22 protein-coding genes are annotated in these 23,185 nt (G+C 70.0%); 19 read left to right on the top strand and 3 right to left on the bottom strand.

All coding sequences use genetic code 11. The features are described 5' to 3' along the window. The first annotated feature begins 20 nt into the window (after positions 1-20). Complete coding sequence (locus ACZ6WN_RS30055) at positions 21-725, top strand: HAD family hydrolase (protein ID WP_465869923.1); 705 nt, start codon at positions 21-23, stop codon at positions 723-725. A 234-nt stretch (positions 726-959) separates the two neighbouring features. Here the strand turns inward: ACZ6WN_RS30055 and ACZ6WN_RS30050 are convergent, their stop codons facing one another. Then, complete coding sequence (locus ACZ6WN_RS30050) at positions 960-1,391, bottom strand: DUF4439 domain-containing protein (protein ID WP_465869922.1); 432 nt, start codon at positions 1,389-1,391, stop codon at positions 960-962. Continuing rightward, entirely contained in the window at positions 1,388-1,825 is a 438-nt protein-coding gene (locus ACZ6WN_RS30045) for a hypothetical protein (protein ID WP_465869921.1), read from the bottom strand. Before ACZ6WN_RS30045 ends, ACZ6WN_RS30050 begins: the two co-directional genes overlap by 4 nt. Before the next feature lie 169 nt (positions 1,826-1,994). Between ACZ6WN_RS30045 and rimP the strand changes: the two genes are divergently transcribed. The 17 genes from rimP (at position 1,995) to ACZ6WN_RS29960 (ending at position 21,604) form a co-directional block, all read left to right on the top strand. After that, on the top strand, positions 1,995-2,477 hold the full coding sequence (gene rimP, locus ACZ6WN_RS30040; protein WP_465869919.1) for a ribosome maturation factor RimP: 483 nt from the start codon (positions 1,995-1,997) through the stop codon (positions 2,475-2,477). Positions 2,478-2,480: 3 nt separating this feature from the next. Continuing rightward, a complete protein-coding gene (gene nusA / locus ACZ6WN_RS30035; RefSeq protein ID WP_465869918.1) occupies positions 2,481-3,458 on the top strand; it encodes a transcription termination factor NusA in 978 nt (325 codons plus the stop codon). A gap of 2 nt (positions 3,459-3,460) precedes the next feature. Beyond that, entirely contained in the window at positions 3,461-4,285 is an 825-nt protein-coding gene (locus tag ACZ6WN_RS30030; RefSeq protein ID WP_465869917.1) for an alpha/beta fold hydrolase, read from the top strand. Between the two features lie 77 nt (positions 4,286-4,362). Next, positions 4,363-4,725, top strand: coding sequence for a YlxR family protein (locus tag ACZ6WN_RS30025; protein WP_465869916.1), 363 nt, complete (start codon positions 4,363-4,365; stop codon positions 4,723-4,725). A gap of 92 nt (positions 4,726-4,817) precedes the next feature. Next, positions 4,818-7,754 (top strand): translation initiation factor IF-2, encoded by a 2,937-nt coding sequence (gene infB / locus ACZ6WN_RS30020; protein WP_465869915.1) that lies wholly within the window; start codon positions 4,818-4,820, stop codon positions 7,752-7,754. Positions 7,755-7,836: 82 nt separating this feature from the next. Then, a complete protein-coding gene (gene rbfA / locus ACZ6WN_RS30015; protein WP_465869914.1) occupies positions 7,837-8,292 on the top strand; it encodes a 30S ribosome-binding factor RbfA in 456 nt (151 codons plus the stop codon). Then, positions 8,289-9,176 carry a tRNA pseudouridine(55) synthase TruB gene (gene truB, locus ACZ6WN_RS30010; protein WP_465869913.1) on the top strand — a complete coding sequence of 296 codons (888 nt, stop codon included), beginning with the start codon at positions 8,289-8,291 and terminating at the stop codon, positions 9,174-9,176. The genes rbfA and truB overlap by 4 nt, the downstream gene beginning before the upstream one ends. A gap of 40 nt (positions 9,177-9,216) precedes the next feature. Continuing rightward, positions 9,217-10,245, top strand: a complete 1,029-nt coding sequence (locus tag ACZ6WN_RS30005) for a hypothetical protein (protein ID WP_465869911.1) — start codon at positions 9,217-9,219, stop codon at positions 10,243-10,245. 23 nt (positions 10,246-10,268) lie between these two features. After that, positions 10,269-11,216: a bifunctional riboflavin kinase/FAD synthetase gene (locus ACZ6WN_RS30000; RefSeq protein WP_465869910.1), complete on the top strand. Its 948-nt coding sequence runs from the start codon at positions 10,269-10,271 to the stop codon at positions 11,214-11,216. A 48-nt stretch (positions 11,217-11,264) separates the two neighbouring features. After that, complete coding sequence (locus ACZ6WN_RS29995) at positions 11,265-12,101, top strand: hypothetical protein (RefSeq protein ID WP_465869908.1); 837 nt, start codon at positions 11,265-11,267, stop codon at positions 12,099-12,101. Positions 12,102-12,192: 91 nt separating this feature from the next. After that, entirely contained in the window at positions 12,193-12,519 is a 327-nt protein-coding gene (locus ACZ6WN_RS29990; RefSeq protein WP_465869906.1) for a PadR family transcriptional regulator, read from the top strand. Next, positions 12,516-13,682: a hypothetical protein gene (locus ACZ6WN_RS29985; RefSeq protein WP_465869905.1), complete on the top strand. Its 1,167-nt coding sequence runs from the start codon at positions 12,516-12,518 to the stop codon at positions 13,680-13,682. Before ACZ6WN_RS29990 ends, ACZ6WN_RS29985 begins: the two co-directional genes overlap by 4 nt. 307 nt (positions 13,683-13,989) lie before the next feature. Next, on the top strand, positions 13,990-14,265 hold the full coding sequence (gene rpsO, locus ACZ6WN_RS29980) for a 30S ribosomal protein S15 (protein WP_008363208.1): 276 nt from the start codon (positions 13,990-13,992) through the stop codon (positions 14,263-14,265). Positions 14,266-14,405: 140 nt separating this feature from the next. After that, a complete protein-coding gene (locus ACZ6WN_RS29975) occupies positions 14,406-16,493 on the top strand; it encodes an MMPL family transporter (protein ID WP_465869904.1) in 2,088 nt (695 codons plus the stop codon). A 23-nt stretch (positions 16,494-16,516) separates the two neighbouring features. Next, complete coding sequence (locus ACZ6WN_RS29970; protein ID WP_465869902.1) at positions 16,517-17,701, top strand: molybdopterin-dependent oxidoreductase; 1,185 nt, start codon at positions 16,517-16,519, stop codon at positions 17,699-17,701. Positions 17,702-17,975: 274 nt separating this feature from the next. Beyond that, positions 17,976-20,237 (top strand): polyribonucleotide nucleotidyltransferase, encoded by a 2,262-nt coding sequence (locus tag ACZ6WN_RS29965; protein ID WP_465869900.1) that lies wholly within the window; start codon positions 17,976-17,978, stop codon positions 20,235-20,237. Continuing rightward, positions 20,234-21,604 carry a M16 family metallopeptidase gene (locus ACZ6WN_RS29960; RefSeq protein ID WP_465869899.1) on the top strand — a complete coding sequence of 457 codons (1,371 nt, stop codon included), beginning with the start codon at positions 20,234-20,236 and terminating at the stop codon, positions 21,602-21,604. The genes ACZ6WN_RS29965 and ACZ6WN_RS29960 overlap by 4 nt, the downstream gene beginning before the upstream one ends. Positions 21,605-21,644: 40 nt before the next feature. Here the strand turns inward: ACZ6WN_RS29960 and ACZ6WN_RS29955 are convergent, their stop codons facing one another. Continuing rightward, a complete protein-coding gene (locus ACZ6WN_RS29955) occupies positions 21,645-22,112 on the bottom strand; it encodes a class I SAM-dependent methyltransferase (RefSeq protein ID WP_336738557.1) in 468 nt (155 codons plus the stop codon). Between the two features lie 179 nt (positions 22,113-22,291). On the opposite strand from ACZ6WN_RS29955, the gene dapB reads away from it, so the two are divergent. Beyond that, positions 22,292-23,035 (top strand): 4-hydroxy-tetrahydrodipicolinate reductase, encoded by a 744-nt coding sequence (dapB, locus tag ACZ6WN_RS29950; protein ID WP_465869897.1) that lies wholly within the window; start codon positions 22,292-22,294, stop codon positions 23,033-23,035. Positions 23,036-23,185: the final 150 nt, after the last annotated feature.

The following is a 23,185-nucleotide window of genomic DNA, read 5'->3' as shown; positions in this document are numbered from 1 at the left end:
GACGTCGGTAGGGTCCTGGCATGGCGATCGACGCGGTGATCTTCGACTGGGGCGGCACGCTGACGAAGTGGCACGACATCGACTTCCACGCGGAGTCGCTGGCGCTCGCGCAGGCGGTGAGCGGCGCCTGCGACGACGACCATCCGGTCAACGCGACCAGGCTCCACCGGGCCGGAGAGACGATCTGGGCCCGCAGCCGCGACCACCAGCAGAGCTCGGCGATCGGTGACCTCTTCGACGAGGCCGGGCTCGAGCACGACCCGGAGCTGCTCGACGCCTACTACGCGTTCTGGGAGCCGCACACGCTGACTGACCCCGAGGTCGGGCCGCTGTGGGAGGCGCTCCGCACCGACGGCGTACGCGTCGGGGTGCTGTCCAACACGATCTGGCCGCGCGCGTGGCACCGCGGGTTCTTCGAGCGCGACGGGGTGCTCGACCTGATCGACGGCGACGTCTACACCTCCGAGGTGCCCTGGACGAAGCCCGCCGAGGAGGCGTTCCACGCGGCGATGGCGGCCGTGGAGGTCTCTGATCCGTCTCGATGCGTCTACGTGGGCGACAGGCTCTTCGATGATGTGTACGGTGCTCAGAAGGCCGGTCTGCGGGCGATCCACATCCCGCACAGCAACATCCCGAGCAGTCAGATGGGCCACAGCGAGGGCTCTCCGGACGCTGTCGCGGAACGGCTGAGCGACATACACCAGATCGTTCGCTCCTGGGAATGACGCCGAGAAAAGTTGCAAGTTCTTGCAATGCGATTTTGCGGGTCTGGGCCATCCTCAGCGGGGATTGCATACTTCTGCAAGAGAGGTTCAGCCCCCAGGCGACTTCTCAGGCCTCGTGTCCAGGCCCAACCTGGCCCGCGAGCCGCCCGGTCTCGGGAGACATCTCGGGAGTCTCCCGCGCCGGACGGTTCGCGGGCCACGTTCGTTTTCGCGGGCGACGTCGGCTCGTGAGGATCAGGTGCCGGGGAACGCCCTCGGCTTCGCGCCCAGGTCGAGCTGCCGCGCGGCTGCCCGGCAGAGCAGCTGGATGAGCAGGGTCCGGTCGCTCCCGGTCGCCTTCGGGGCCAGCGAGAGATAGGTCGCGGTGGTGTCCTGCTCCAGCCGCAGCGCCGCGGCGCGGACGCCGGCCTCCGACCCGATCCGGCGGGGCAGGTCGTAGACGGCGGAGGGGGCAACCGGCTCGATCCCGGCGGCCACCACGTGCGCGGCCAGCGCCTCACGGGCGTTCACGTGGTCGTCGTAGGAGTCCAGGAGCGCCTGCGCCAGGGCGGGCGAGGACGTCGCCGAGGTGAGCCCGCCCAGAGCACCCAGGACGTAGATCGCGGAGTGCTCGACCGCGAGCGCCGCCTGGACCGCTTCGGTCGAGGCCGAGGTGGCCGTGGTCATGCCAGACCTCGCCCGTGCAGGAGCTGCTGCTGACCGGCGGCGGCCGAGGCGAGCAGCGTGATCAGCTGCGGGTCCGCCGCGCGCCCGGCCGCGGCGGTGAGCGTCGTGACCAGGGCGAGCTGGCGCTCCTGCCAGCGCCCGGTCGCCCGCGCCGCGGTCACGCCCTTGGACGGCGCCAGCGCCTCGATGTGCACGCGATGGAGCTGTACGAACGCCGACGGGGCGCCCTCGTCGGCGCCGAGGATCGCCGCGACCGTGGCGTCGATCACACTCTGGTCGGGGTTGGCGGGGGCCGGGGGAGTGCTCGGTGGAGGTGCTTTGACAGGATCCAGCGTCTCCGAGGCCGAACACGCCGAGGCGGCCAGCGGGGCGATCACGGCGGCACCCACGGCGGTGCGCCGCGAGAGCATCCGAAGGGCACGTGCGCTGGTCACGTGAGGAACCCTAACGACACCCGGCGGGAGTCGCGTCAGCGGCTTTCCAACACAGCCGCGCGCTGTTCGAGACACCCGAGGCGTACAGGTATGGTGTCATCAGATGCGCCGCGTGCTCGGAAGCGCACATACAACAGGACCGGACAACAGGATGCAGGGGGAGATCGCGTTGAGTGCTGAGCGGAAGGACGCGATCGCGAGTGCCATCGAAAAGGCCCTCGCGGACCCGCTTCTGGCCCTGGGTCTCGACATCGAGGCCGTGGAGATCACGCCGGCCGGCAAGCGCCGGATCCTGCGGATCGCCGTCGACAAGGACGGTGGGATCACCCATGAGGAGGTCACCGAGGCAACCCGTGAGGTCAACCGGGTCCTCGACGAGTCCGACGTCATGGGCGAGCAGCCCTACACGCTCGAGGTGACCTCTCCCGGGGTCGACCGGCCGCTGACCCTGCCGCGCCACTGGCGCCGCAACAAGGGTCGCCTGGTCAAGGTCACCGCCACCGACGGCTCCGCGTTCACCGGTCGGGTCAAGGAGTCCGACGATGAGCGGGTGAGCCTCGAGGTGAGCGGCAAGCGCCGCGACGTGGCGTACGCGGACGTGAAGAAGGCGCTTGTGCAGATCGAGTTCAAGCGGATCGACGAGGGGGAGTAGGCCATGGACATCGATATGAGCATCCTGCGGATGCTGGAGCGGGAGCGGGAGATCTCGCTCGATGTGCTCGTCGAGGCGATCGAGCAGGGGCTGCTGACCGCCTACCACAAGACCGCCGGCGCCCAGACGAAGGCGCGGGTCGACCTGGACCGCAAGACCGGGCACGTACGCGTGCTGGCGTCCGAGGTCGACGACGAGGGCAACGTCGTGGGGGAGTACGACGACACGCCCGAGGGCTTCGGTCGGATCGCCGCCACCACCGCCAAGCAGATCGTGCTGCAGCGGCTGCGTGACGCCGAGGACGACGTGAAGTTCGGTGAGTTCTCCGGCAAGGAGGGCGACATCCTCTCCGGCGTCATCCAGCAGGGCCGCAACCCCGACGACGTGCTCGTCGACCTGGGCCGGCTCGAAGGCGTCATCCCGCTCTCCGAGCGCGTGCCGGGCGAGGACTACAGCCACGGCACCCGGATCAAGGCGCTCGTGGTCAGCGTGCGCAAGGGCATGCGCGGTCCCCAGATCACGCTCTCCCGCTCCCACCCCAACCTGGTCAAGAAGCTCTTCTCCTTCGAGGTGCCCGAGATCGCCGACGGCACCGTGGAGATCTCCGCGATCGCCCGCGAGGCCGGTCACCGCACCAAGATCGCGGTCAAGTCGACCGTCCCCGGCGTCAACGCCAAGGGCGCCTGCATCGGGCCGATGGGCCAGCGGGTCCGCCAGGTCATGTCCGAGCTGCAGGGCGAGAAGATCGACATCGTCGACTGGTCCGAGGACCCGAAGGTGCTCGTCGCCTCCGCGCTCTCGCCGGCCCGGGTCTCCTCGGTGCAGATCATCGACGAGGCGACCAAGTCGGCCCGTGTCGTGGTGCCCGACTACCAGCTCTCCCTGGCCATCGGCAAGGAGGGGCAGAACGCCCGCCTGGCCGCTCGCCTGACCGGCTGGCGCATCGACATCCGCTCCGACGAGGAGACCCCGGTCGCCTGATCGTGCGTGAGACCACTCTGACCGGCCCCGAGGGCGTCCTGCTGGAGCCCGAGGGGGCCACCACCGGCGTACTCGTGCTCTCGGGGTCATCGGGGCGGATCGAGACCGACCGGTGCCGGATGCTCGCCTCGCACGGGGTGGCTGCGGCGTCGATCCGCTACTTCGGTGGTCCCGGACAGCCGGGCGAGGCCCGGTCGGTGCCGCTGGAGACGTTCGACGACGTCCTCGCCGATCTCCACTCCCGCTATCAGCGGCTGGTCGTCCTCGGGACGTCCTGGGGCGCCCAGGCCGCGCTCCTGCTCGGCACCCTGCACCCCGAGATCGACGCCGTGGTCGCGATCTCCCCGACGTACGTCGCCTGGGCAGGTCTGAGCGAGGAGCGGCCGCAGCGGTCCTCGTGGACGCTGCGCGGCGAGCCGGTGCCGTTCGTGCCGTTCGACGACGAGGCCCTCGAGGACGCGGTGAAGGAGGCCGACGGGGAGCTCCCGTCGTTCTGCGAGGCCTACCTCTCGGCCCTGGAGAAGTACGCCGACCGCGTGCCCGCCGCGACCATCCCGGTCGAGCGCATCGCCGGCGACGTCGTCCTGGTCGCCGGGGGAGACGACGCGCTGTGGCCCTCGGTCCTCTTCGCGGAGGCAGTGCGACGGCGACGTACGGCCCATGACCTGGAGACGACCGTGGTCTCCCATCCCGATGCCGGCCACCGGGTCGTGCTGCCCGGTGAGCCCGTGCTCCCGCTCAGCCGCAGGATCGCGTGGGGCGGATCGGAGGAGGCCGACCGCGAGCTCGGCCGGCGAGCCTGGCCGGAGATCGCCGCGATCCTGTGAGCACGGGTCACGGAATAAGAACGACCGGTGCCCCGGTTTCGTCTACCGAACCCCCGAAGCGGTAGTGTTAAGGATCGGTGGCACGCCTCGAAGAAACTACGCAGCTCGGACCCGTCCGTACGTGCGTGGGTTGCCGGAAGCGGGCCGCCAAGCGCGAGTTGTTGCGGGTGACCGCCGGCTCGGACCGCAATGGCCAGCCGGCCGTGCTGCCCGATCCGACAGCCACCGCACCCGGGCGAGGGGCGCATGTGCACCCCACGCGTGAGTGTTACGAACTCGCGGTGCGCCGGAAGGCGTTCACCCGGGCCCTGTTCCCGAAAGGCAGGGGGGCCGAGGGCGGGCTTTCCAGCGCACCGGTGGAGGACTACCTCGACACGCGCCCGACATCCACGACCGTCGCCGACGGTCAACTGACCAGGAACTGGAGCAAAAGCTCATGAGCACTCGATGAGTACTTCGCGATGAGCGTGTTCTACAACCATTAGTGGTCACAGGTTTACCCGGATTCGGGTCTGTGGCCAGAAGGAGAAACGTGGCTAAGACCCGAGTCCACGAACTCGCCAAAGAGTTCGGAGTCGAGAGCAAGTTCGTTCTCGAGAAGTTCAAGGAGATGGGTGAGTTCGTCAAGTCGGCGAGCTCGACCGTCGAGCTCCCTGCGGAGATGCGTTTCCGCAAGGAGATCGGCCCCGGCCTGAAGGCCGGCGGCAAGGGTGGTTCCGCGTCCACGGACGAGAAGGCCGCCCCCAAGCCCGGCCCCAAGCCGGCAGCGCCCAGGCCCGCGGCCCCCAAGAAGGCTGCGGACACGGCGCCCGAGAAGGCTGCCGAGGCGCCCGCGGCGACCAAGCCTGCTGCGCCCAAGCCCGGCCCGAAGCCCCCGGCCAAGAAGGCCGAGGCTCCGCCGGTGGCCCCTGCGGCGTCCGCCGCACCGGCCGCTCCCAAGCCCAGCCCGAACGCGGCGCCCAGCGGCGACCGCCGCTCGGCTGCTCCCAAGCCGGGTGCGCCCCGGCCCGGTGCCCCGAAGCCCGGCGCTCGTCCGCAGACCCCTGCGGCCCGCGGTGGCGCGGGTGGCACCGGTGGCGCCGGTGCCGGTCGTCCCGGACCGCGTCCGGTCGGCAAGCCCGGCGCTCCGCGCCCGGGCAACAACCCCTTCTCCTCCAACCAGGGCATGGGGCGTCCGCGTCCCGGCGGCCAGGGTGGAGGCCAGGGTCAGGGTGGCCAGGGCGGTGCCCCGGCCGGTGGCGACCAGCGTCCGCCGCGTCCTGCTGCTGCCCGTGAGGGTGGCCAGGCCGGTGGCCGTCCCGGTATGCCGCGTCCCAACCCGGCGATGATGCCGAAGTCCCCGGCCGCGTTCGGTGCCCGTCCTGGTGGCGGTCCCGGCGGTCGTGCCGGTGCCCCGGGTCGTCCCGGTGGCGGCGGCGGTCGTCCGGGCGCCGGTGGGCGTCCCGGTGGCGGCGGCGGTGCCGGTCGTCCCGGTGGCGGCGGCTTCGGCGGCGGTCCCGGTGGCGGTCGTCCCGGTGCCGGTCGTCCCGGTGGTCGCGGCACGACCCAGGGTGCCTTCGGTCGCCCGGGTGGTCCCTCGCGCCGTGGCCGGAAGTCGAAGCGGGCGCGTCGCCAGGAGTTCGAGGCCATGGAGGCCCCGACGATCGGTGGCATCCGCGTACGCAAGGGCAACGGCGAGACCGTGCGTCTCGCCCGTGGCGCCTCGCTGACCGACTTCGCCGAGAAGATCAACGTCGACCCGGCCCAGCTGGTGCAGATGCTGTTCGGCCTCGGTGAGATGGTCACCGCGACCGAGTCCGTCAACGACGAGACCCTCGAGCTGCTCGGTGAGGAGCTCAACTACATCGTCCAGGTCGTCTCCCCCGAGGACGAGGACCGCGAGCTGCTGGAGTCCTTCGACATCGAGCTCGGCGACGAGGGCGACGAGTCCGACTGGACGGTGCGACCGCCGGTCGTCACCGTCATGGGTCACGTCGACCACGGTAAGACCAAGCTGCTCGACGCCATCCGTGACGCCAACGTCATCGAGGGCGAGGCCGGTGGCATCACCCAGCACATCGGTGCCTACCAGGTCTCGACCGAGGTCGACGGCAACGAGCGCAAGATCACCTTCATCGACACCCCGGGTCACGAGGCGTTCACCGCCATGCGTGCCCGTGGTTCGCAGTCCTCGGACCTCGCGATCCTCGTGGTCGCGGCCGATGACGGTGTGATGCCGCAGACCATCGAGGCGCTCAACCACGCCAAGGCGGCCGGTGTCCCGATCGTGGTCGCGATCAACAAGATCGACAAGCCGGAGGCGGACCCGACCAAGGTCCGTGGCCAGCTGACCGAGTACGGCCTCATCCCCGAGGAGTACGGCGGCGACACGATGTTCGTCGAGATCTCGGCGAAGTCGCGGATCAACATCGATGGCCTTCTCGAGGCCGTCGTGCTGACCGCCGACGCCTCGCTCGACCTGCAGGCCAACGCCAGCCAGGACGCGCAGGGCATCGTGATCGAGGCTCACCTCGACCGCGGTCGCGGCCCCGTCGCGACCATCCTGGTCCAGCGCGGCACGCTGCGCGTGGGTGAGTCCATCGTCGCCGGCCCGGCCCACGGTCGTGTCCGCGCGATGATCGACGAGTACGGCCACGAGATCACCGAGGCGACCCCGTCGCGTCCGGCGATGGTCCTGGGTCTCTCGGCGGTGCCGGGTGCCGGTCAGAGCTTCCTGGTCGTCGAGGACGACCGGATGGCTCGCCAGATCGCCGAGAAGCGCGAGGCACGCGAGCGTGCCGCGCAGCAGGCCAAGCGCCGCGTACGCCGCACGCTGGAGGACTTCATGGCCTCCATGGAGAAGGGCGAGAGCCAGGAGCTCAACCTCATCCTCAAGGGCGACGTGTCCGGTTCGGTCGAGGCGCTCGAGGACGCACTGGCCAAGATCGACGTGGGTGGCGACGAGGTCTCCATCCGGGTCATCGACCGCGGTGTCGGTGCGATCACCGAGACCAACGTCGACCTGGCTGCTGCCTCCGACGCGATCATCATCGGCTTCAACGTCCGCCCGCAGGGCAAGGCGACGGAGCTGGCCGATCGCGAGGGTGTCGAGATCCGCTACTACTCGGTCATCTACCAGGCGATCGAGGAGATCGAGGCGGCCCTCAAGGGCATGCTCAAGCCGGAGTACGAGGAGAAGGTCCTCGGCCACGCGGAGATCCGCGCGATCTTCCGCTCGTCGAAGGCCGGCAACATCGCCGGTTGTATGGTCACCGACGGTGTCATCCGCCGCAACGCCAAGGTCCGCGTCCTGCGCGACGGCTCTGTGGCGGCCGACAACCTCGACCTGGCCTCGCTGCGCCGCGAGAAGGACGACGCCTCCGAGGTCCGCGAGGGCTTCGAGTGCGGTCTGGTCCTGAAGAACTTCCAGGACATCAAGGAAGGCGACATCGTCGAAGCCTTCGAGATGGTGGAGATTCCCCGAGGCTGATTCAGCCTCTGACGTTGGCCGGGTCGCAGTCGCGGCCCGGCCAACGTCTCGATTTACTTCGATTATTTGAGAGAGTGTGAACATGAGTAGCCCACGGGTTCGCCGGATCGCTGACCGGATCAAGGTGATCGTCGCGCAGATGCTGGAGCGGCGGATCAAGGATCCGCGGATCGGGTTCGTCACCGTCACCGACGTACGGGTGACCGGCGACAGCCAGCAGGCGACGATCTTCTACACGGTGCTCGGCGCCGACTCGGAGGCGGAGCTGGCCGGCACGGCCGCGGCGCTGGAGTCGGCCAAGGGGCTGATCCGTTCCGAGGTCGCCAAGCAGCTCGGCACCCGCACCGCCCCGACGCTGGACTTCATCCACGACGCGCTGCCGGAGACGGCTCGCCACCTCGACGACGTGCTGGCCCGCGCCAAGGCGCAGGACGACGCGGTCGCCGCCGCTCGTGGGGAGACCTACGCCGGCGAGGCCGACCCCTACAAGAAGCCTCGTGAGACCGAGGACGACTGGGACGAGGACGACGAGGAGTGACCGCTCCTCTCACCGGCCCCGTGCCCGGGCTCGTCATCGTCGACAAGCCGGCCGGGGTCACCTCCCACGACGTCGTCGCGCGCGTGCGGCGGCTGGCCGGCACCCGCAAGGTCGGGCATGCCGGCACCCTGGACCCGATGGCCACCGGCGTGCTCGTGCTGGGGGTGGAGCGCGCCACCCGGCTCCTCGGCCACCTGATGCTGACCGAGAAGTCCTATGACGCGACCGTGCGGCTGGGCGTCTCGACGACCACGGACGACGCCGAGGGCGACGTGGTGGAGACGCGCTCGGCCGCCGGGCTCGACGAGGAGCGCGTCCGCAGCGCCTTCGCCACCCAGGTCGGCGACATCCTCCAGGTGCCGACCGCGGTCTCGGCGATCAAGGTCGACGGCAAGCGTGCCTATCAGCGCGTACGCGAGGGGGAGCAGGTCGAGCTGAAGGCGCGGCCGGTCACGGTGCACGAGCTCACCGTCGGCGAGGTCCGGCGCGAGGGCGACGTGGTCGATGTCGACATCTCCGTGCGCTGCACCTCGGGCACCTACATCCGGGCGATCGCCCGCGACGTCGGGGCCGCCCTCGAGGTCGGGGGACACCTGACGATGCTGCGCCGCACCGCGGTCGGGCCCTACGACCTCGAGGTGGCCAAGACGCTCGAGGAGCTGACCGACCACTTCGCGGTCCTGCCGCTGGCCGATGCCGCCCGGGCCGCGTTCGCTTCGGTCGACCTCTCCGAGGAGCAGGCCCAGGACGTACGCTTCGGCCGCAAGCTGACGCTGGCCATCGATGGTCTCACCGCCGTGTTCGCCCCCGAGGGGGAGTTCCTGGCTCTCTACGAGCCGGTCGGAGCGACGACCGCGAAGGCGAGCGCGGTCTTCGTCGGGTGACGGAGACCGGGCAAGTAAAGCCTGCGAGGATGACGCGCTTGTGAAGCAGAACGGATCTGCCGAGGCGCTTCGGCTCACTGACTCCTGGTTCCGTCACAACGGTCTGACCTACTTCGTCCCGGAGGAGCGCGTCGCGGTGAGAGCGGCGATGCGGCCGCGGCGTACGGTCCGGGTGGGTGTGGTGGTCGTGGTCGTCGCCCTGGCCGCGGGGGTGGCACTGGCCTGGACCACCGGCGACGTCGGGGCGGCGCCGGCGCTGCTGCTGACCCTGGGCGGGGCCGCGGCGGGGTGGTATGCGCTGACGGCGATGCGGTTCCGGCCGATCCTGGTGTGGGCGATGGGGCGTACGTTCGGGTCGCTGACCAGGCTGCTGCCGATGGCCCTGCGGGCCCTGCCGCTGCTGCTGTTGTTCATGACGTTCCTGTTCATCAACGCCGAGGTCTGGGAGATGTCGGCCAACCTCGACCTGGGTGCGTTGTGGCTGGTCACGCTCCTGTTCGCCGGGTCGGCGACCGCGTTCCTGCTGGTCCGGCTGCCGGAGGAGGTGGACCGGATCGACGACGACGTGGACGCCGCCTTCCTGACGCGCACGTGCCGGGGCACGCCGCTGGAGGCCGCCTGTGCCGAGCTCGTCGAGGACGCCCGGGAGGGCCGCGGCACCGACCCCGCCGAGCTCGCCCAGGTGACCGGTTTCGAGCGCTGGAACCTGGTGCTGGCGCTGCTCGTCATCCAGGCCACCCAGGTGGTGCTGATCGCGGTCGCCGTCTTCGCGTTCTTCCTGCTGTTCGGCGCGATCGTGATGACCGACGGGGTGCAGCTGGGCTGGACCGGTCAGGAGTCGCTGCACAACCTGTCCTGGCTGCCGAACGTGTCGGGCGAGCTGGTCAAGGTCGCGCTGTTCCTCGCCGGGTTCTCCTCGCTCTACCTCACCGTCTCGACCGTCACGGACGAGACCTACCGCGAGCAGTTCTTCGGTACGGTGCTGCGCGAGATCGAGCGAGCCGTGGGAATGCGCGCCGTCTATCTCACGCTCCGTGCCCGACAGACGGCCCAGGTCACGTCCGAGTGAGCGGTCCCCGATATTCTGTGGCCGTGTTGTGGCGAAGTCTGAGTGAGGTGCCGGCCGGCCTGGGGCGTACGTGTGTCGTCGTCGGCAACTTCGATGGCGTCCATCTCGGGCACCAGCACGTGATCAGGCGGGGGCGGGAGGTGGCGGACGCCAAGGACCTCACCTTGGTGGCGGTCACCTTCGACCCGCACCCGATGGCGGTGCTGAGGCCCGAGCACGCGCCCGGTGTGCTCACCACCATGGAGGAGCGCGCCGAGCTGCTGCACGCGGCCGGTGCCGACGCCGTGCTCGCGCTGCCGTTCGACATGGACATGGCCAACTGGTCGCCCGACGACTTCGCCCAGCGCGTGCTCGTCGACGCGCTGCACGCCGAGGCCTGCGTGGTCGGCGCCAACTTCCGCTACGGCTGCAAGGCCGCCGGCGACGTGGCCGACCTGGTCGCCTACGGCAAGATCCACGACTTCTCCGCCGAGGGGATCCCGCTCGACGGCGGGCCCCAGGTGTGGTCCTCGACCTACATCCGTACGTGTCTGGCGACCGGCGACGTCTCCGGGGCTGCCGAGGCGCTGGGCCGTCCCTACTCCGTGCGTGGCGTCGTGGTGAAGGGTGACCAGCGGGGCCGCGAGCTCGGCTTCCCGACGGCCAACGTACCCACCGACTCGCTGACCGCGGTGCCGCCCGACGGCATCTACGCGGGCTGGCTGACCCGGCGCGACACCGGCGAGCGGTTCCCCGCCGCCATCTCGGTCGGCACCAACCCCACCTTCGAGGGCGTGGTCGGACGCCGCGTCGAGTCCTACGTGCTCGACCGCGACGACCTCGAGCTCTACGGCGTCGAGGTCGAGGTCGCCTTCGTCGAGCGGCTGCGCGGCATGGTCGCCTTCGAGGGGATCGACGCGCTCGTCGAGCAGATGCACGCCGACGTCGAGCGCGCTCGCCGCATCCTTCAGCAGGGTCTTACCGAGTCGTAGATCGGGCGGCCTGTTCAGCCGGGGCCGGGTGCGGTTGAATTGCTGGTTATGGATCCCCACTCCACGCCCACGTCCGCCTACGAGACCGAGGTCGAGGCCGATCGCCCCCGCGGCGGCATCCCGGCCTTCCTCAACGCGGTCCTCGTCACCGGTGGGCTCTGGGCCCTGCAGTTCCTCTCCGGCTCGGCGCCGTTCTCGACCTGGATCGAGGAGAACGGCACCGATTCGGCCGGCTGGGTGGCCTCGCTGCTCGGTGACCGGCTCACCTACTTCGGTGAGGGCTCGTTCGGCGGCCTCTTCTCCGGCGACGACGTGGTGCACTCGGGCATCCTCACCGCGACGGTCTTCGTGCTCACCTGGCTGCTGACCTGGCTCGGCACCATCGGCATCTGGCCGCGGGCGTTCTGGCCGGTGTTCCTCGGCTGCTGGTTCGCCGCGACCCTCGCCACCGCCACCGGTCAGGTCGCCGACAGCCTCTACACCTACCTCAGCGACGGCCGCGAGGCCTCGGTGGTCGCCTCGCTCGGCGACGTGCTCGCCTCGGGCGCTGCGTACGGGGTGACGTACGGGTGGGCGACCGGGTTCCTGATCGCGCTGATCTGGCTGGCGATCCCGGGCAAGCGCGACGAGGTGGAGGAGTACACGCCGATGTCGTCGCTGATCTCCGGCGGTGGCCCCGGGGGAGCGCCCGGCGGCTACGGCCAGCAGCTGCGTACGAGCGTCGCGCTGCCGACCGCGCAGACCAGCCTCGCCCGCGTCGCCCCCACCCAGCCGGCCCAGCCGGTCCAGGTGCGCACCTTCACCGGGCCGGCACGCGGCCAGGGTCCGGCCGGTGACACGGCCGCCTGGAAGGACTTCGTCCGCGACGTCCGCGGTCGCTCCTAGGATCACGGCCGGGCTGCGCCGCCGAGGTTCTCGGCGGCGCGAGGTGCAATGCTCTGGCAAGTAGTGCGCACTGCGTAGTAGTGTGCCAAGCATGGATACCACCCAGCTGCTCAAAGGGGTGCTCGACCTGACCGTCCTGGCCGTCGTCGACGGCGAGGACGCCTACGGCTATGACATCGTCCGCAAGCTCCGCGACAGCGGGCTCACGGGCGTCGGGGACGCGTCGGTCTACGGCACCCTGCGGCGGTTGTACGCCGCGGGTTCCCTGACCTCCTACGTCGTGCCGTCGGAGTCCGGTCCGCACCGCAAGTACTACGGCATCACGCCTGCCGGGCAAGGCCAGCTCAAGCAGCAGAGCGAGGACTGGTCCCACTTCTCCACCACCGTCACCGAGATCCTCCGAGGGGCAAGCGCATGACGACCACAGATGCAGAGGCGAACGTCGCGCCGGAGGCGCGGCTCTTCCTGACCCGGGTACGCCAGGAGCTCGCCGACCTCGACCCGGAGGTGCTCAGCGACATCACCGACGGGCTCGAGGCCGACTTCACCGAGCTCGTCGCCGAGCGCGGGCCCGAGGCGCTCGGAGATCCGGTCGAGTACGCCCAGGAGCTGCGGGCAGCGGCCGGGATCCCCGTGGGCGTGAAGGCGCCCCGCGGTCTCGCGGAGCGGGCCGACGGGCTCCTGGACGCCGGGCACGCTCGCTTCGACTCCGCGGTCGCGAAGCTCGGCGAGCTGCTGCGTACGGATCTGGGACCGGTGGTCGCCTGGCTGCGGCCGCTGTGGTGGATCGTGCGTGCCTGGGCCGCGGCCTGGGTGGTCTCGGCGTTCTTCGGGTGGGGCATGTCGAGCGCTCCGGGGGTGCTGCTCCTCATCGTGGCCGTGGCGGTCAGCATGTTCATCGGCGCCGGCCGCGTCTGGCCCGGCGGCGAGCGGGGGACCGCTGCGCGTGTCGTGCTCGTGGGGCTGAACGCGTTCGCGGCGTTCGTGCTCATCATGGGCTGGGCGAGCGAGGTCACGGCCTCCGACTACGACCGCGGCTACAGCGACGGGATCATGGAGTCGGGTGGCGGCTACGCCGCGCCGATCGACGAGCAGGCCGGGATCTACTCCAACGGGAAGTGGGTCAGCAACATCTATCCGTACGACGCCTCCGGCAAGCCGCTGACCGGCGTCCAGCTCTTCGACCAGGAGGGCCGGCCGATCGAGGTCGTCACCCAGCCCGACTGCACCTCGACGACTGCCGCTCCGCTCCCGCCTGCGGTGCCCGATGAGGACGGGATCACCACCGAGTTCTGCATCGACCAGAACACGGGGGAGTCGCTGCAGCCGCGGATCTTCTACCCGTGGTCCAACGGCGCCGCGCAGCTCTACAACGTCTTCCCGCTGCCCAGCCGGGTCCAGTCCGGCATCGAGCTCGACCCGAACGCCTTTGCCGACGGGAGCGAGGACGCGCCGGCGATCCAGGAGCCGCCGCTGGCGACCGTACCCGAGGCCTCGCTGCCCGGAATCGCGACGGGCTCGCCAAGTGCTTCGCCCAGTGCATCCGCGAGCGTGTCTCCGGGTACCGCCGACCAGCCATGATCAGACCGATGCAACCGATCCCGGTTCCGCAGCGTCGATCCATATGGCGGAGAGACGAGGTCGAGGGTGATGGAACGATGAAGCTGTGGTGGAGGTTGCGCCGGCTGGTGGCGCGGCTCGTGCTCGTGGCGTGATCCGGCGGCGATTCGGGGCGTACGCCGGCTCGCTGTTAATCTTCTCGGGTTGTCGGCCCATGGGGGTCGGCGACTCAAGCCGTGAAATCGGCCGCGGACCAAGAGTGCCCCGGTGAACAGGCCCGGGCGCGCCGCGCAACGAGTGGGCCTACGGGCCGGAAGGGAGCCTTCGCATGGCAGTTGGAACTGACGCGGAGACCAAGAAGAAGATCATCGCCGAGTACGCCACGACCGAGGGTGACACCGGCTCGCCGGAGGTGCAGATCGCGCTGCTGTCGCACCGCATCTCCCACCTGACCGACCACCTCAAGGAGCACAAGCACGACCACCACAGCCGTCGTGGTCTGCTGCTGCTCGTCGGCCAGCGCCGCCGCCTTCTCAACTACCTTCAGAAGAAGGACATCGAGCGCTACCGCTCGATCATCGAGAAGCTCGGCCTTCGTCGTTGATCTCCTGATCTTCGTAGGCAGCGGGCCGTCCCCACACGGGGGCGGCCCGTTCGCCTGTTTTAGGGAAGGTTGGGCCTCAGCGGGGGCTCTTGGGGTATTACTGATGCGTTTCCGGGTGAATGAGGCGCAGTCTTGAAACCGTGCATCGACAGATCGCAGGCAAGCTGACCGGGCCCAGGACGAAGTACGTCGTCGTGGTGTTCTGGCTGCTCGCCGTGGTCGCCCTCGGCGGTTTCGCCGGCAAGCTGACCGAGGTGCAGAACAACGAGGCCAGCTCGTGGCTGCCGGCCTCGGCGGAGTCGACCCGCGGGTTCGACAAGATGAGCCCCTTCCAGAACCCCAACGCGATCCCCACCACGCTCGTCTACACCTCGACCGCCACCACCGGGGCCGACCTCGCCGCGGTCGCCTCGGGCGACATCGCCGCGCTAGGCGGGCTCGACGGGGTCGAGGGGGAGATCGCGCCACCACTGCTGTCGAGGGACGGCGAGGTCGCCCAGGTCACCGTGACCTTCGACCTCGGCGCGGACGGCTGGAACAAGATGCCCGGCCTCGTCGACGAGGTCCGTGAGATCGCCGACCACGACGACGTGACGCTGCACGTCACCGGGCAGGGTGGCTCCGCGGCCGACGCGGCGGAGGCGTTCGGCGGCATCGACACGACGCTGCTGCTGGCCGCGCTCGCGGTCGTCGTGGTCATCTTGCTGTTCGTCTATCGCAGCCCGGTGCTCTGGCTCTTCCCGATCGTCTCGGTCGTGGTCGGCCTGGGCGTGACGATGGGCCTGGTCTACTTCCTGGCGAAGGACGCGGGCCTGACCGTCAACGGCCAGAGCCAGGCGATCTTGAGCATCCTCGCGGTCGGCGCCGGCACCGACTACGCCCTGCTGCTGGTCTCCCGCTACCGCGAGGAGCTGCGCAACTTCGAGGACCGTCACGACGCGATGGCCCATGCCCTGCACCGGGCCGCCCCGGCGATCCTCGCCAGTGCCGTGACCGTCATCCTGGCCATGCTCTGCCTGACCTTCGCGGAGATGAACTCGACCGCCGGGATGGGTCCGGTCGTGGCCGTCGGGATCGGGGTGACCTATCTGGTGATGGTCACGCTGCTGCCTGCCCTGCTGGTCATCTGCGGCCGGTGGGTCTTCTGGCCGAAGCGCCCGACCTTCGGGTCGAAGGACCCGACCCAGACCGGTCTGTGGGCGCGGGTCGGCGAGAGGGTCTCGGTCCGGCCGCGCCGTGTCTGGATCGTGACGACGGGCCTGCTGCTCCTCGCCTGCCTGGGCCTGCTGCGGCTCGATGCCAACGGCCTGGCGTCGGACGAGACCTACACCAAGGAGTTCGACTCGATCACGGGCCAGCAGGTGCTGATCGACCACGACATGGCCGACCAGTCCAACCAGCTGCTCGTGGTCGCCGACGAGGCGGCGCAGGGGCCGGTGCAGCAGGCGCTCGACGGCGTCGAGGGGCTGGTGCCCACCGAGACCCCGGCGGGGGAGATGGCGAGCTTCCCGCTGGGACCACCGCAGGGCGGCGTCGTCGCGATCGCGGCGGTGGTGGACGCCGACGTGACCTCGCCCCAGGCGTACGACATCGTGGCCGACGCACGCTCGGCGGTGCGCGAGGTGGACGGCTCCGGTGCGCTGGTCACCGGCACCTCGGCGATGATGTTCGACACCCTCGAGGCCAGTCAGCGCGACAACCTGGTGATCATCCCGATCGTCCTGCTGGTCGTGCTGCTGGTGCTGATGGTGCTCCTCCGGGCGCTGGTCGCCCCGCTGATCCTGCTCGGCACGGTGATCCTGTCGTTCGGGGCGGCGCTCGGCATCTCGGTGCTGATCTTCGAGTTCGTCTTCGGCTTCGCCGGGACGGATCCCTCGTTCCCGCTGTTCGCCTTTGTGTTCCTGGTCGCGCTGGGCATCGACTACAACATCTTCCTGATGACCAGGGTGCGTGAGGAGGCGCAGGTCCGCGGCACCCGCGCGGGGTCGCTCGTCGGCCTGACCTCGACCGGCGGCGTGATCACGTCGGCGGGGGTCGTCCTCGCCGCGACGTTCCTGGTGCTCGGCTCGCTGCCGATGGTCTTCCTGGCCGAGATCGGGGTGACCGTCGCGCTGGGGGTCATGCTCGACACGATGATCGTCCGATCGATCCTGGTCACGGCCATCAACCTCGACGCCGGTGACCGGATCTGGTGGCCGAGCAGACTCGCGAAGGCTAAACAAGAGTAAGTTGGTCATGTTAATATCCGGTCATGACGTCCCCAGGTCTGAACCGACGCACCTTCCTCACCACCGCGGCGCTCGGGGCGGCAGCGGTGGGCACCACCCAGGTCACGGACTCGGTGACGGCCGGCGCCGCCGCGGGTGCGCCGGCGATCCTCAAGCCGCTGCCCGTCGAGCGGTTCATCGACTACGGCACCAACGCCGAGACCCGCTGGGACTCGGTCGACCCGCGCCGCTACCTGACCCCGCAGGCCGACCTCTTCGTGCGCAACCACACCGCGACCCCGCAGATCGACCGCGAGACGTACGAGCTGGAGATCTTCGGCGACGGGCTGCGTGAGGCCGCCGGTGTCAGGCTCACCCTCGACGACCTCAAGGCCTTCCGGCACGTCGAGACGACCTCGGTGCACGAGTGCACCGGCAACGGCCGCAGCTTCTTCACCACCCAGCAGGGCCAGGAGGTCAGCGGCACCAAATGGACGCTGGGCGCGGTGGGCGCGGTCCGCTGGAAGGGCGTACGCCTGGGGGACGTCCTCACCGCCGTCGGCATCCGTCAGGACGCGGTCTCGGTGCAGGCCACCGGTCTCGATGCCGGCTATGTGGACAAGGGTGTCGACTACGGCCGGGTGCGGCGCCCGTTCCCCATCGAGAAGGCCTTCGACGACGCCCTGCTCGTCTGGGGCGCCAACGGTGAGGACCTGCTGCCCGACCACGGCTTCCCGCTGCGGCTGCTGCTGCCCGGCTGGATCGGCATCGCGAGCATCAAGTGGCTCGGCTCGCTGGAGGTGTCCACGAGCGTGCTGACCTCGCCCTGGGACACGAAGTGGTACAACGTCGACGGCCCGCTCACCGTCAACCCGGTCCGCTCCGCCCTCGAGCTCGAGTGGAACGCGGAGATCCCGGCCGGCGACCGGATCGTGCTGAGCGGCCGCTCCTGGTCCGGTGCCGCACCGATCGCCCGCGTCGAGATCAGCACCGACGGGGGAGAGACCTGGGCGCGGGCGGTCCCGCACGCCCCGGGTCGCCCCACCGGCGGCCACGGCCTCGGCTGGGCGCAGTGGGATCACACCTGGCGCAACCCCGAGCCGGGGACGTACGAGATCCTCGTCCGGGCCACCGACCGGGCCGGCCGCACCCAGCCCGACGTCGCCGCCCACAACCCCGGCGGCTACTTCTTCGACGCCGTCGTGCGACACCCCGTCACCGTCGTCTGAGACGCAACCCCGCAACGGTCGGAGCCGCGCGTTCCACGTTTCGGGCGGTCGGCGGATAGGCTGGACCGAGAGTGCTACGGCCACCGGCCGGCGCACCCAGAAATGATCATCACCAGGAGCGGCCCGCCCGACCGGCTCGGTCCTCGGTAGTGACTCCCAGACTGCGGCAGCTGCCGCGAAGGCTGAGGGTCTCGATCGAAGACCGGCCCTGTGCGCAACGAGCGCACACGCCCGGCGCGGGGACGCTCCGCGACAAAGACTAAGGACGAATTCCTTGACCGAACCAGTCATCACCGCCGTCGAGACGACCATCGACAACGGCAAGTTCGGCACCCGCACCGTCAAGTTCGAGACCGGGCTCCTCGCCCGGCAGGCCGCGGGTTCCGTGACCGCCTACCTCGACGACGAGACGATGCTGCTGTCGGCGACCACCGCCTCCAAGCAGCCGAAGGACCACTTCGACTTCTTCCCGCTCACCATCGACGTCGAGGAGCGGATGTACGCCGCGGGCAAGATCCCCGGCTCCTTCTTCCGTTCCGAGGGTCGCCCGGGCGAGGACGCGATCCTCACCTGCCGCCTGATCGACCGCCCGCTGCGCCCGACCTTCAAGAAGGGTCTGCGCAACGAGGTCCAGGTCGTCATCACCGTCATGGCGCTCGACCCCGACCAGCCCTACGACGTGCTCGCGATCAACGCCGCGTCGATGTCCACCCAGCTCTCCGGCCTGCCGTTCTCCGGCCCGGTCGGCGGCGTGCGCGTCGCCCTGATCGAGGGCCAGTGGGTCGCCTTCCCGACCCACAGCCAGCTCGAGAACGCCGTCTTCGACATGGTCGTCGCCGGCCGCGTCACCGACACCGGCGACGTCGCCATCATGATGGTCGAGGCCGAGTCCACCGAGCAGACCTGGGACCTGGTCCAGTCCGGCGCGCAGGCGCCGACCGAGCCGATCGTGGCCGGTGGCCTGGACGCCGCCAAGCCGTTCATCAAGCAGCTGGTCGAGGCCCAGGCCGAGCTGGCCAAGCAGGCCGCCAAGCCGGTTCAGGACTACCCGGTCTTCCTGGACTACCAGGACGACGTCTACGAGGCCGTCGAGGCCACCGTCGGCGCCGACGTCACCGACCTCTACAGCGTCAAGGGCTCGCGCGAGCGCGTCCTGACCAAGCTGGAGCGCGAGGAGGAGGGCGACCGGATCAAGCTCGCCCTGCTCGAGAAGATCGGCGCCCAGTTCGAGGGTCGCGAGGGCGAGATCGGTGCGGCGTACAAGGCCATCACCAAGCAGGCCATCCGCACCCAGGTCCTGCGTGACAAGGTCCGCATCGACGGCCGTGGTCTGGCCGACATCCGGCCGCTGCACTCCGAGGTCGGCGTGATCCCGCGGGTCCACGGCTCGGCGCTCTTCGAGCGTGGCGAGACCCAGATCCTGGGTGTCACCACCCTCGACATGCTCAAGATGGAGCAGCAGCTCGACACGCTCTCCCCCGAGAAGCACCGTCGCTACATGCACAAGTACATCTTCCCGCCGTTCTCCACCGGTGAGACCGGTCGCGTGGGCTCGCCCAAGCGCCGCGAGGTCGGCCACGGTGCGCTCGCCCGTCGCGCCCTCCTGCCGGTGCTCCCGAGCCGCGAGGAGTTCCCCTACGCGATCCGTCAGCTCTCCGAGGCGATGGGCTCCAACGGCTCCACCTCGATGGGCTCGGTCTGCGCCTCGACGATGTCGCTGCTCAACGCCGGTGTCCCGCTCAAGGCTCCGGTCGCCGGCATCGCGATGGGTCTGATCTCCGGTGAGATCGACGGCGAGACGAAGTACGTCGCGCTCACCGACATCCTCGGTGCCGAGGACGCCTTCGGCGACATGGACTTCAAGGTCGCCGGCACCGCGGAGTTCGTGACCGCGCTGCAGCTCGACACCAAGCTCGACGGCATCCCGGCCGAGGTCCTGGCTCAGGCCCTCAACCAGGCCAAGGACGCGCGGACGACCATCCTGGACGTCATGCACGAGGCCATCGGCGGCGTCGAGGAGATGGCTCCGACCGCTCCCCGGATCATCACCGTGAAGGTCCCCGTGGACAAGATCGGCGAGGTCATCGGCCCGAAGGGCAAGGTGATCAACCAGATCCAGGAGGACACCGGCGCCCAGATCTCCATCGAGGACGACGGCACGGTGCTCATCGGCGCGACCGACGGCGGCGCCGCCGAGGCCGCCCGCGCGGCGGTCAACGCGATCGCCAACCCGACCATGCCCGAGGTCGGCGAGCGCTACCTCGGCACGGTCGTGAAGACGACCAACTTCGGCGCCTTCGTCGCCCTGCTCCCGGGCAAGGACGGCCTGCTCCACATCACCAAGCTGCGCGCCCTCAACGGCGGCAAGCGCGTGGAGTCGGTCGAGGACGTCGTCGAGGTCGGCCAGAAGATCCAGGTCGAGATCGCCGAGATCGACGACCGCGGCAAGCTGTCGCTCGCCCCGGTGCTCGAGGAGGAGGCTCCCTCCGAGGAGGCTTCTGCCGAGGCCGCCACCGAGGCCGCAGACGAGGAGTGACCTTGGCGTCACGCAGCATCCGGGGGACCGGTCGACACGCAGGTGTCGGCCGGTCCTCCGGCTATAACCAGGAGCCCGGCACCACCGTCACGCTCGAGCAGACCGAGGTCAACGGCGCAGTGACGTCGCTGGTCCGCCGCACGGTCCATCCCTCGGGCCTGCGGATCGTGACCGAGCAGATGGCCGGGGTCCGCTCGGCCGCGATCGGCGTCTTCATCGGCGTCGGGTCCCGGGACGAGACCGCGCGTCAGCACGGCTGCTCCCACTTCCTCGAGCACCTGCTGTTCAAGGGCACCCCGTCGCGTACGGCCTTGGAGATCTCCTCCTCGATGGACCGCGTCGGTGGGGAGTTCAACGCCTACACCGCCAAGGAGTACACGTGCTTCCACGCGCGGGTGCTCGACCTGGACCTGCCGCTCGCGATCGACGTCGTGGGCGACATGCTGACCTCCTCGCTGATCACGGCCGAGGACGTCGAGGCCGAGCGTGACGTGATCCTCGACGAGATCGCGATGCACGACGACGACCCCGACGACGTGATCCACAACCTCGTCGCCGCACAGGCCTGGGGCGCCGAGACGCCGCTGGGGCGGGGCATCGCCGGCACGGAGGCCTCGATCTCGGCGCTGACCCGCGAGGAGATCGACGCCTTCTACCGGGAGCGCTACGTCGCCCCCAGGATGGTCGTCTCGGTCGCCGGCAACGTCGATCACGACGAGGTCGTGGCGATGGTCGAGAAGGCTTTCTCCGGCGCGGGCTTCCTGGCGGCCTCGGCCGCCCCGGTGCCGCCGCGCGAGGGGTCCACGCTGGAGGTCGCTCCCGGCGAGATCAGCGCCCAGCGCCCGCTGGAGCAGGTCAACGTCATCCTGGCCCGGGAGGGTCTGCAGCGTGGCGACGACCGCCGCTTCGCCTTCGAGGTGGTCAACACCGCCGTCGGCGGCGCGACCTCCTCACGGCTCTTCCAGGAGGTCCGCGAGCACCGCGGCCTGGCCTACTCGGTCTACTCCTACGCCTACAGCCACGCCGAGACGGGTCTCTTCGGGGTCCAGGTCGGCTGCCTGCCGGCCAAGCTCGACGAGGTCCTCGAGGTCGTACGCTCCGAGCTGGCCGCCGTCGCCCGCGACGGCATCACCGCCGAGGAGCTCGAGCTCGGCAAGGGCCAGCTGCGTGGCGGCCTCGTGCTGGGCCTGGAGGACTCGGCCTCGCGGATGTCCCGCATCGGCCGCGCCGAGCTGGTCCACCGCGAGCTCTACTCGATCGACGAGGTGCTGGCGCGGATCGATGCGGTCACCCTCGAGGAGTGCCGCGAGGTCGCGGCCGAGATCCTGACCCGCCCGGAGATCCTCGCGGTGGTCGGCCCAGCCTGACTCCGAGTCGGCTCGTCATGACGAGCCGACTCGAGTTCTCTCAGCGCTTGCCGATGATCCCGACGGCGGCCGGGACCTTGGAGTCGACGATGGAGACACGGAACCCGGCGTCGGCCAGGGCCTTGCTCGACTTCTCGATGATCTCGGGGACCTGCTCGCGCTGGGTCGCCTCGTAGAAGAGGTTGACCGTGCCACCGGGGAGCACGCGCTCGTGGAGCAGCGCGATCTCGGCGGATGCGTCACGCACCCAGAACAGGTTGACGTTGAACGCGAATACCTTCGTCAGCCGCTTGACCGGGACCCGCAGCGTCGCGAGGTCGATCTGGCGAACCGTGAGGCGTCCTGCCTCCAGGTACTTCGCGCAGCGTCGCTTCGTACGATCGACACCCGACTCCGAGCGGTCGATCGCAAACAGCTTTCCGGTCTCCAGCCGGCTACAGATCAGCTCGGCACCAGCCCCCGGGCCACAGCCGATCTCAAGGACATGATCGTTCGGTTGAATGTCCATGAAATCAACGGCCCAACGGATCCGAGCAGGGATCGTCTGCACCACCATGGGTCCAAGACTGCCAGATCCTTCTACGGTTCCGCGCACAGCCCCTTCGACAAGCTCGGGGCGAGCCTTGCAAAATGTTCACTGGATGGTGGTGGATCGTTGCTGGGGCGTGATCTATAGGGTGTGGCCTCATGACTAAAGTGGCGGTTCTCGGTGCACGTGGCAAGCTCGGTTCGGCGGTCTGCGAGGCCGTCGAGTCCGCCGAAGACCTGGAGCTCGTCGCACGGATCGGTCGCGGCGACGAGCTGTCGGCGATCACCGACGCCGGTGCCGAGGTGGCCGTCGACGTCACCACGCTCGAGGCGGTGATGGGCAACGCGGAGTTCTGCCTGTCCCATGGCGTACACACGGTGATCGGCACCTCCGGCTTCGGGCCCGACCGCGTCGAGCAGCTGGAGGCCTGGCTGGCCAAGAACCCGGGCGTCGGGGCGATGGTGGTGCCCAACTTCTCGGTCGGCGCGGTGCTGATGATGCGGTTCGCCGAGCTCGCCGCCGCCCACTTCCCGTCGGTGGAGATCGTCGAGACCCACCACGAGCGGAAGGCCGACGCTCCGTCCGGTACGGCACGCAGGACCGCCGAGCTCGTCGCTGCGGCGCGCCGGGAGGCCGGGGTGGCCCCGGCGCCCGACGCGACCACGTCGGCCCTCGACGGGGCCCGTGGGGCCGCTGTGGAGGGCATCCCGGTGCACTCCCTGCGGATGTCGGGATCGGTCGCCCACCAGGAGGTCGTCCTCGGCGGTGTCGGCGAGCTCCTGACCATCCGTCACGACTCGCTCTCGCACGCCTCCTTCGCCCAGGGCGTACTCGCCGCGATCCGCGGCATCGGCTCGCGGCCCGGGCTCACGATCGGCCTGGAGGACGTCCTCGGTCTGTGACCCCTGGCCGGGTCCGCGCCTGCGGATACGGAGAAGGGCGCGGTGGGGGGGGGGGCGCGGGGGGGGGGCGCCCCCCCCCCCCCGGGGGGCGGCCCCCGCCCCACCCGGGTGGGGGGGGGGGGGGGGGCCGGCGCGGGGACAGAGGCGGGG

Source organism: Nocardioides sp. NPDC054178 (assembly GCF_055585005.1).
This window is presented reverse-complemented; position numbering and strand designations above follow the sequence as displayed.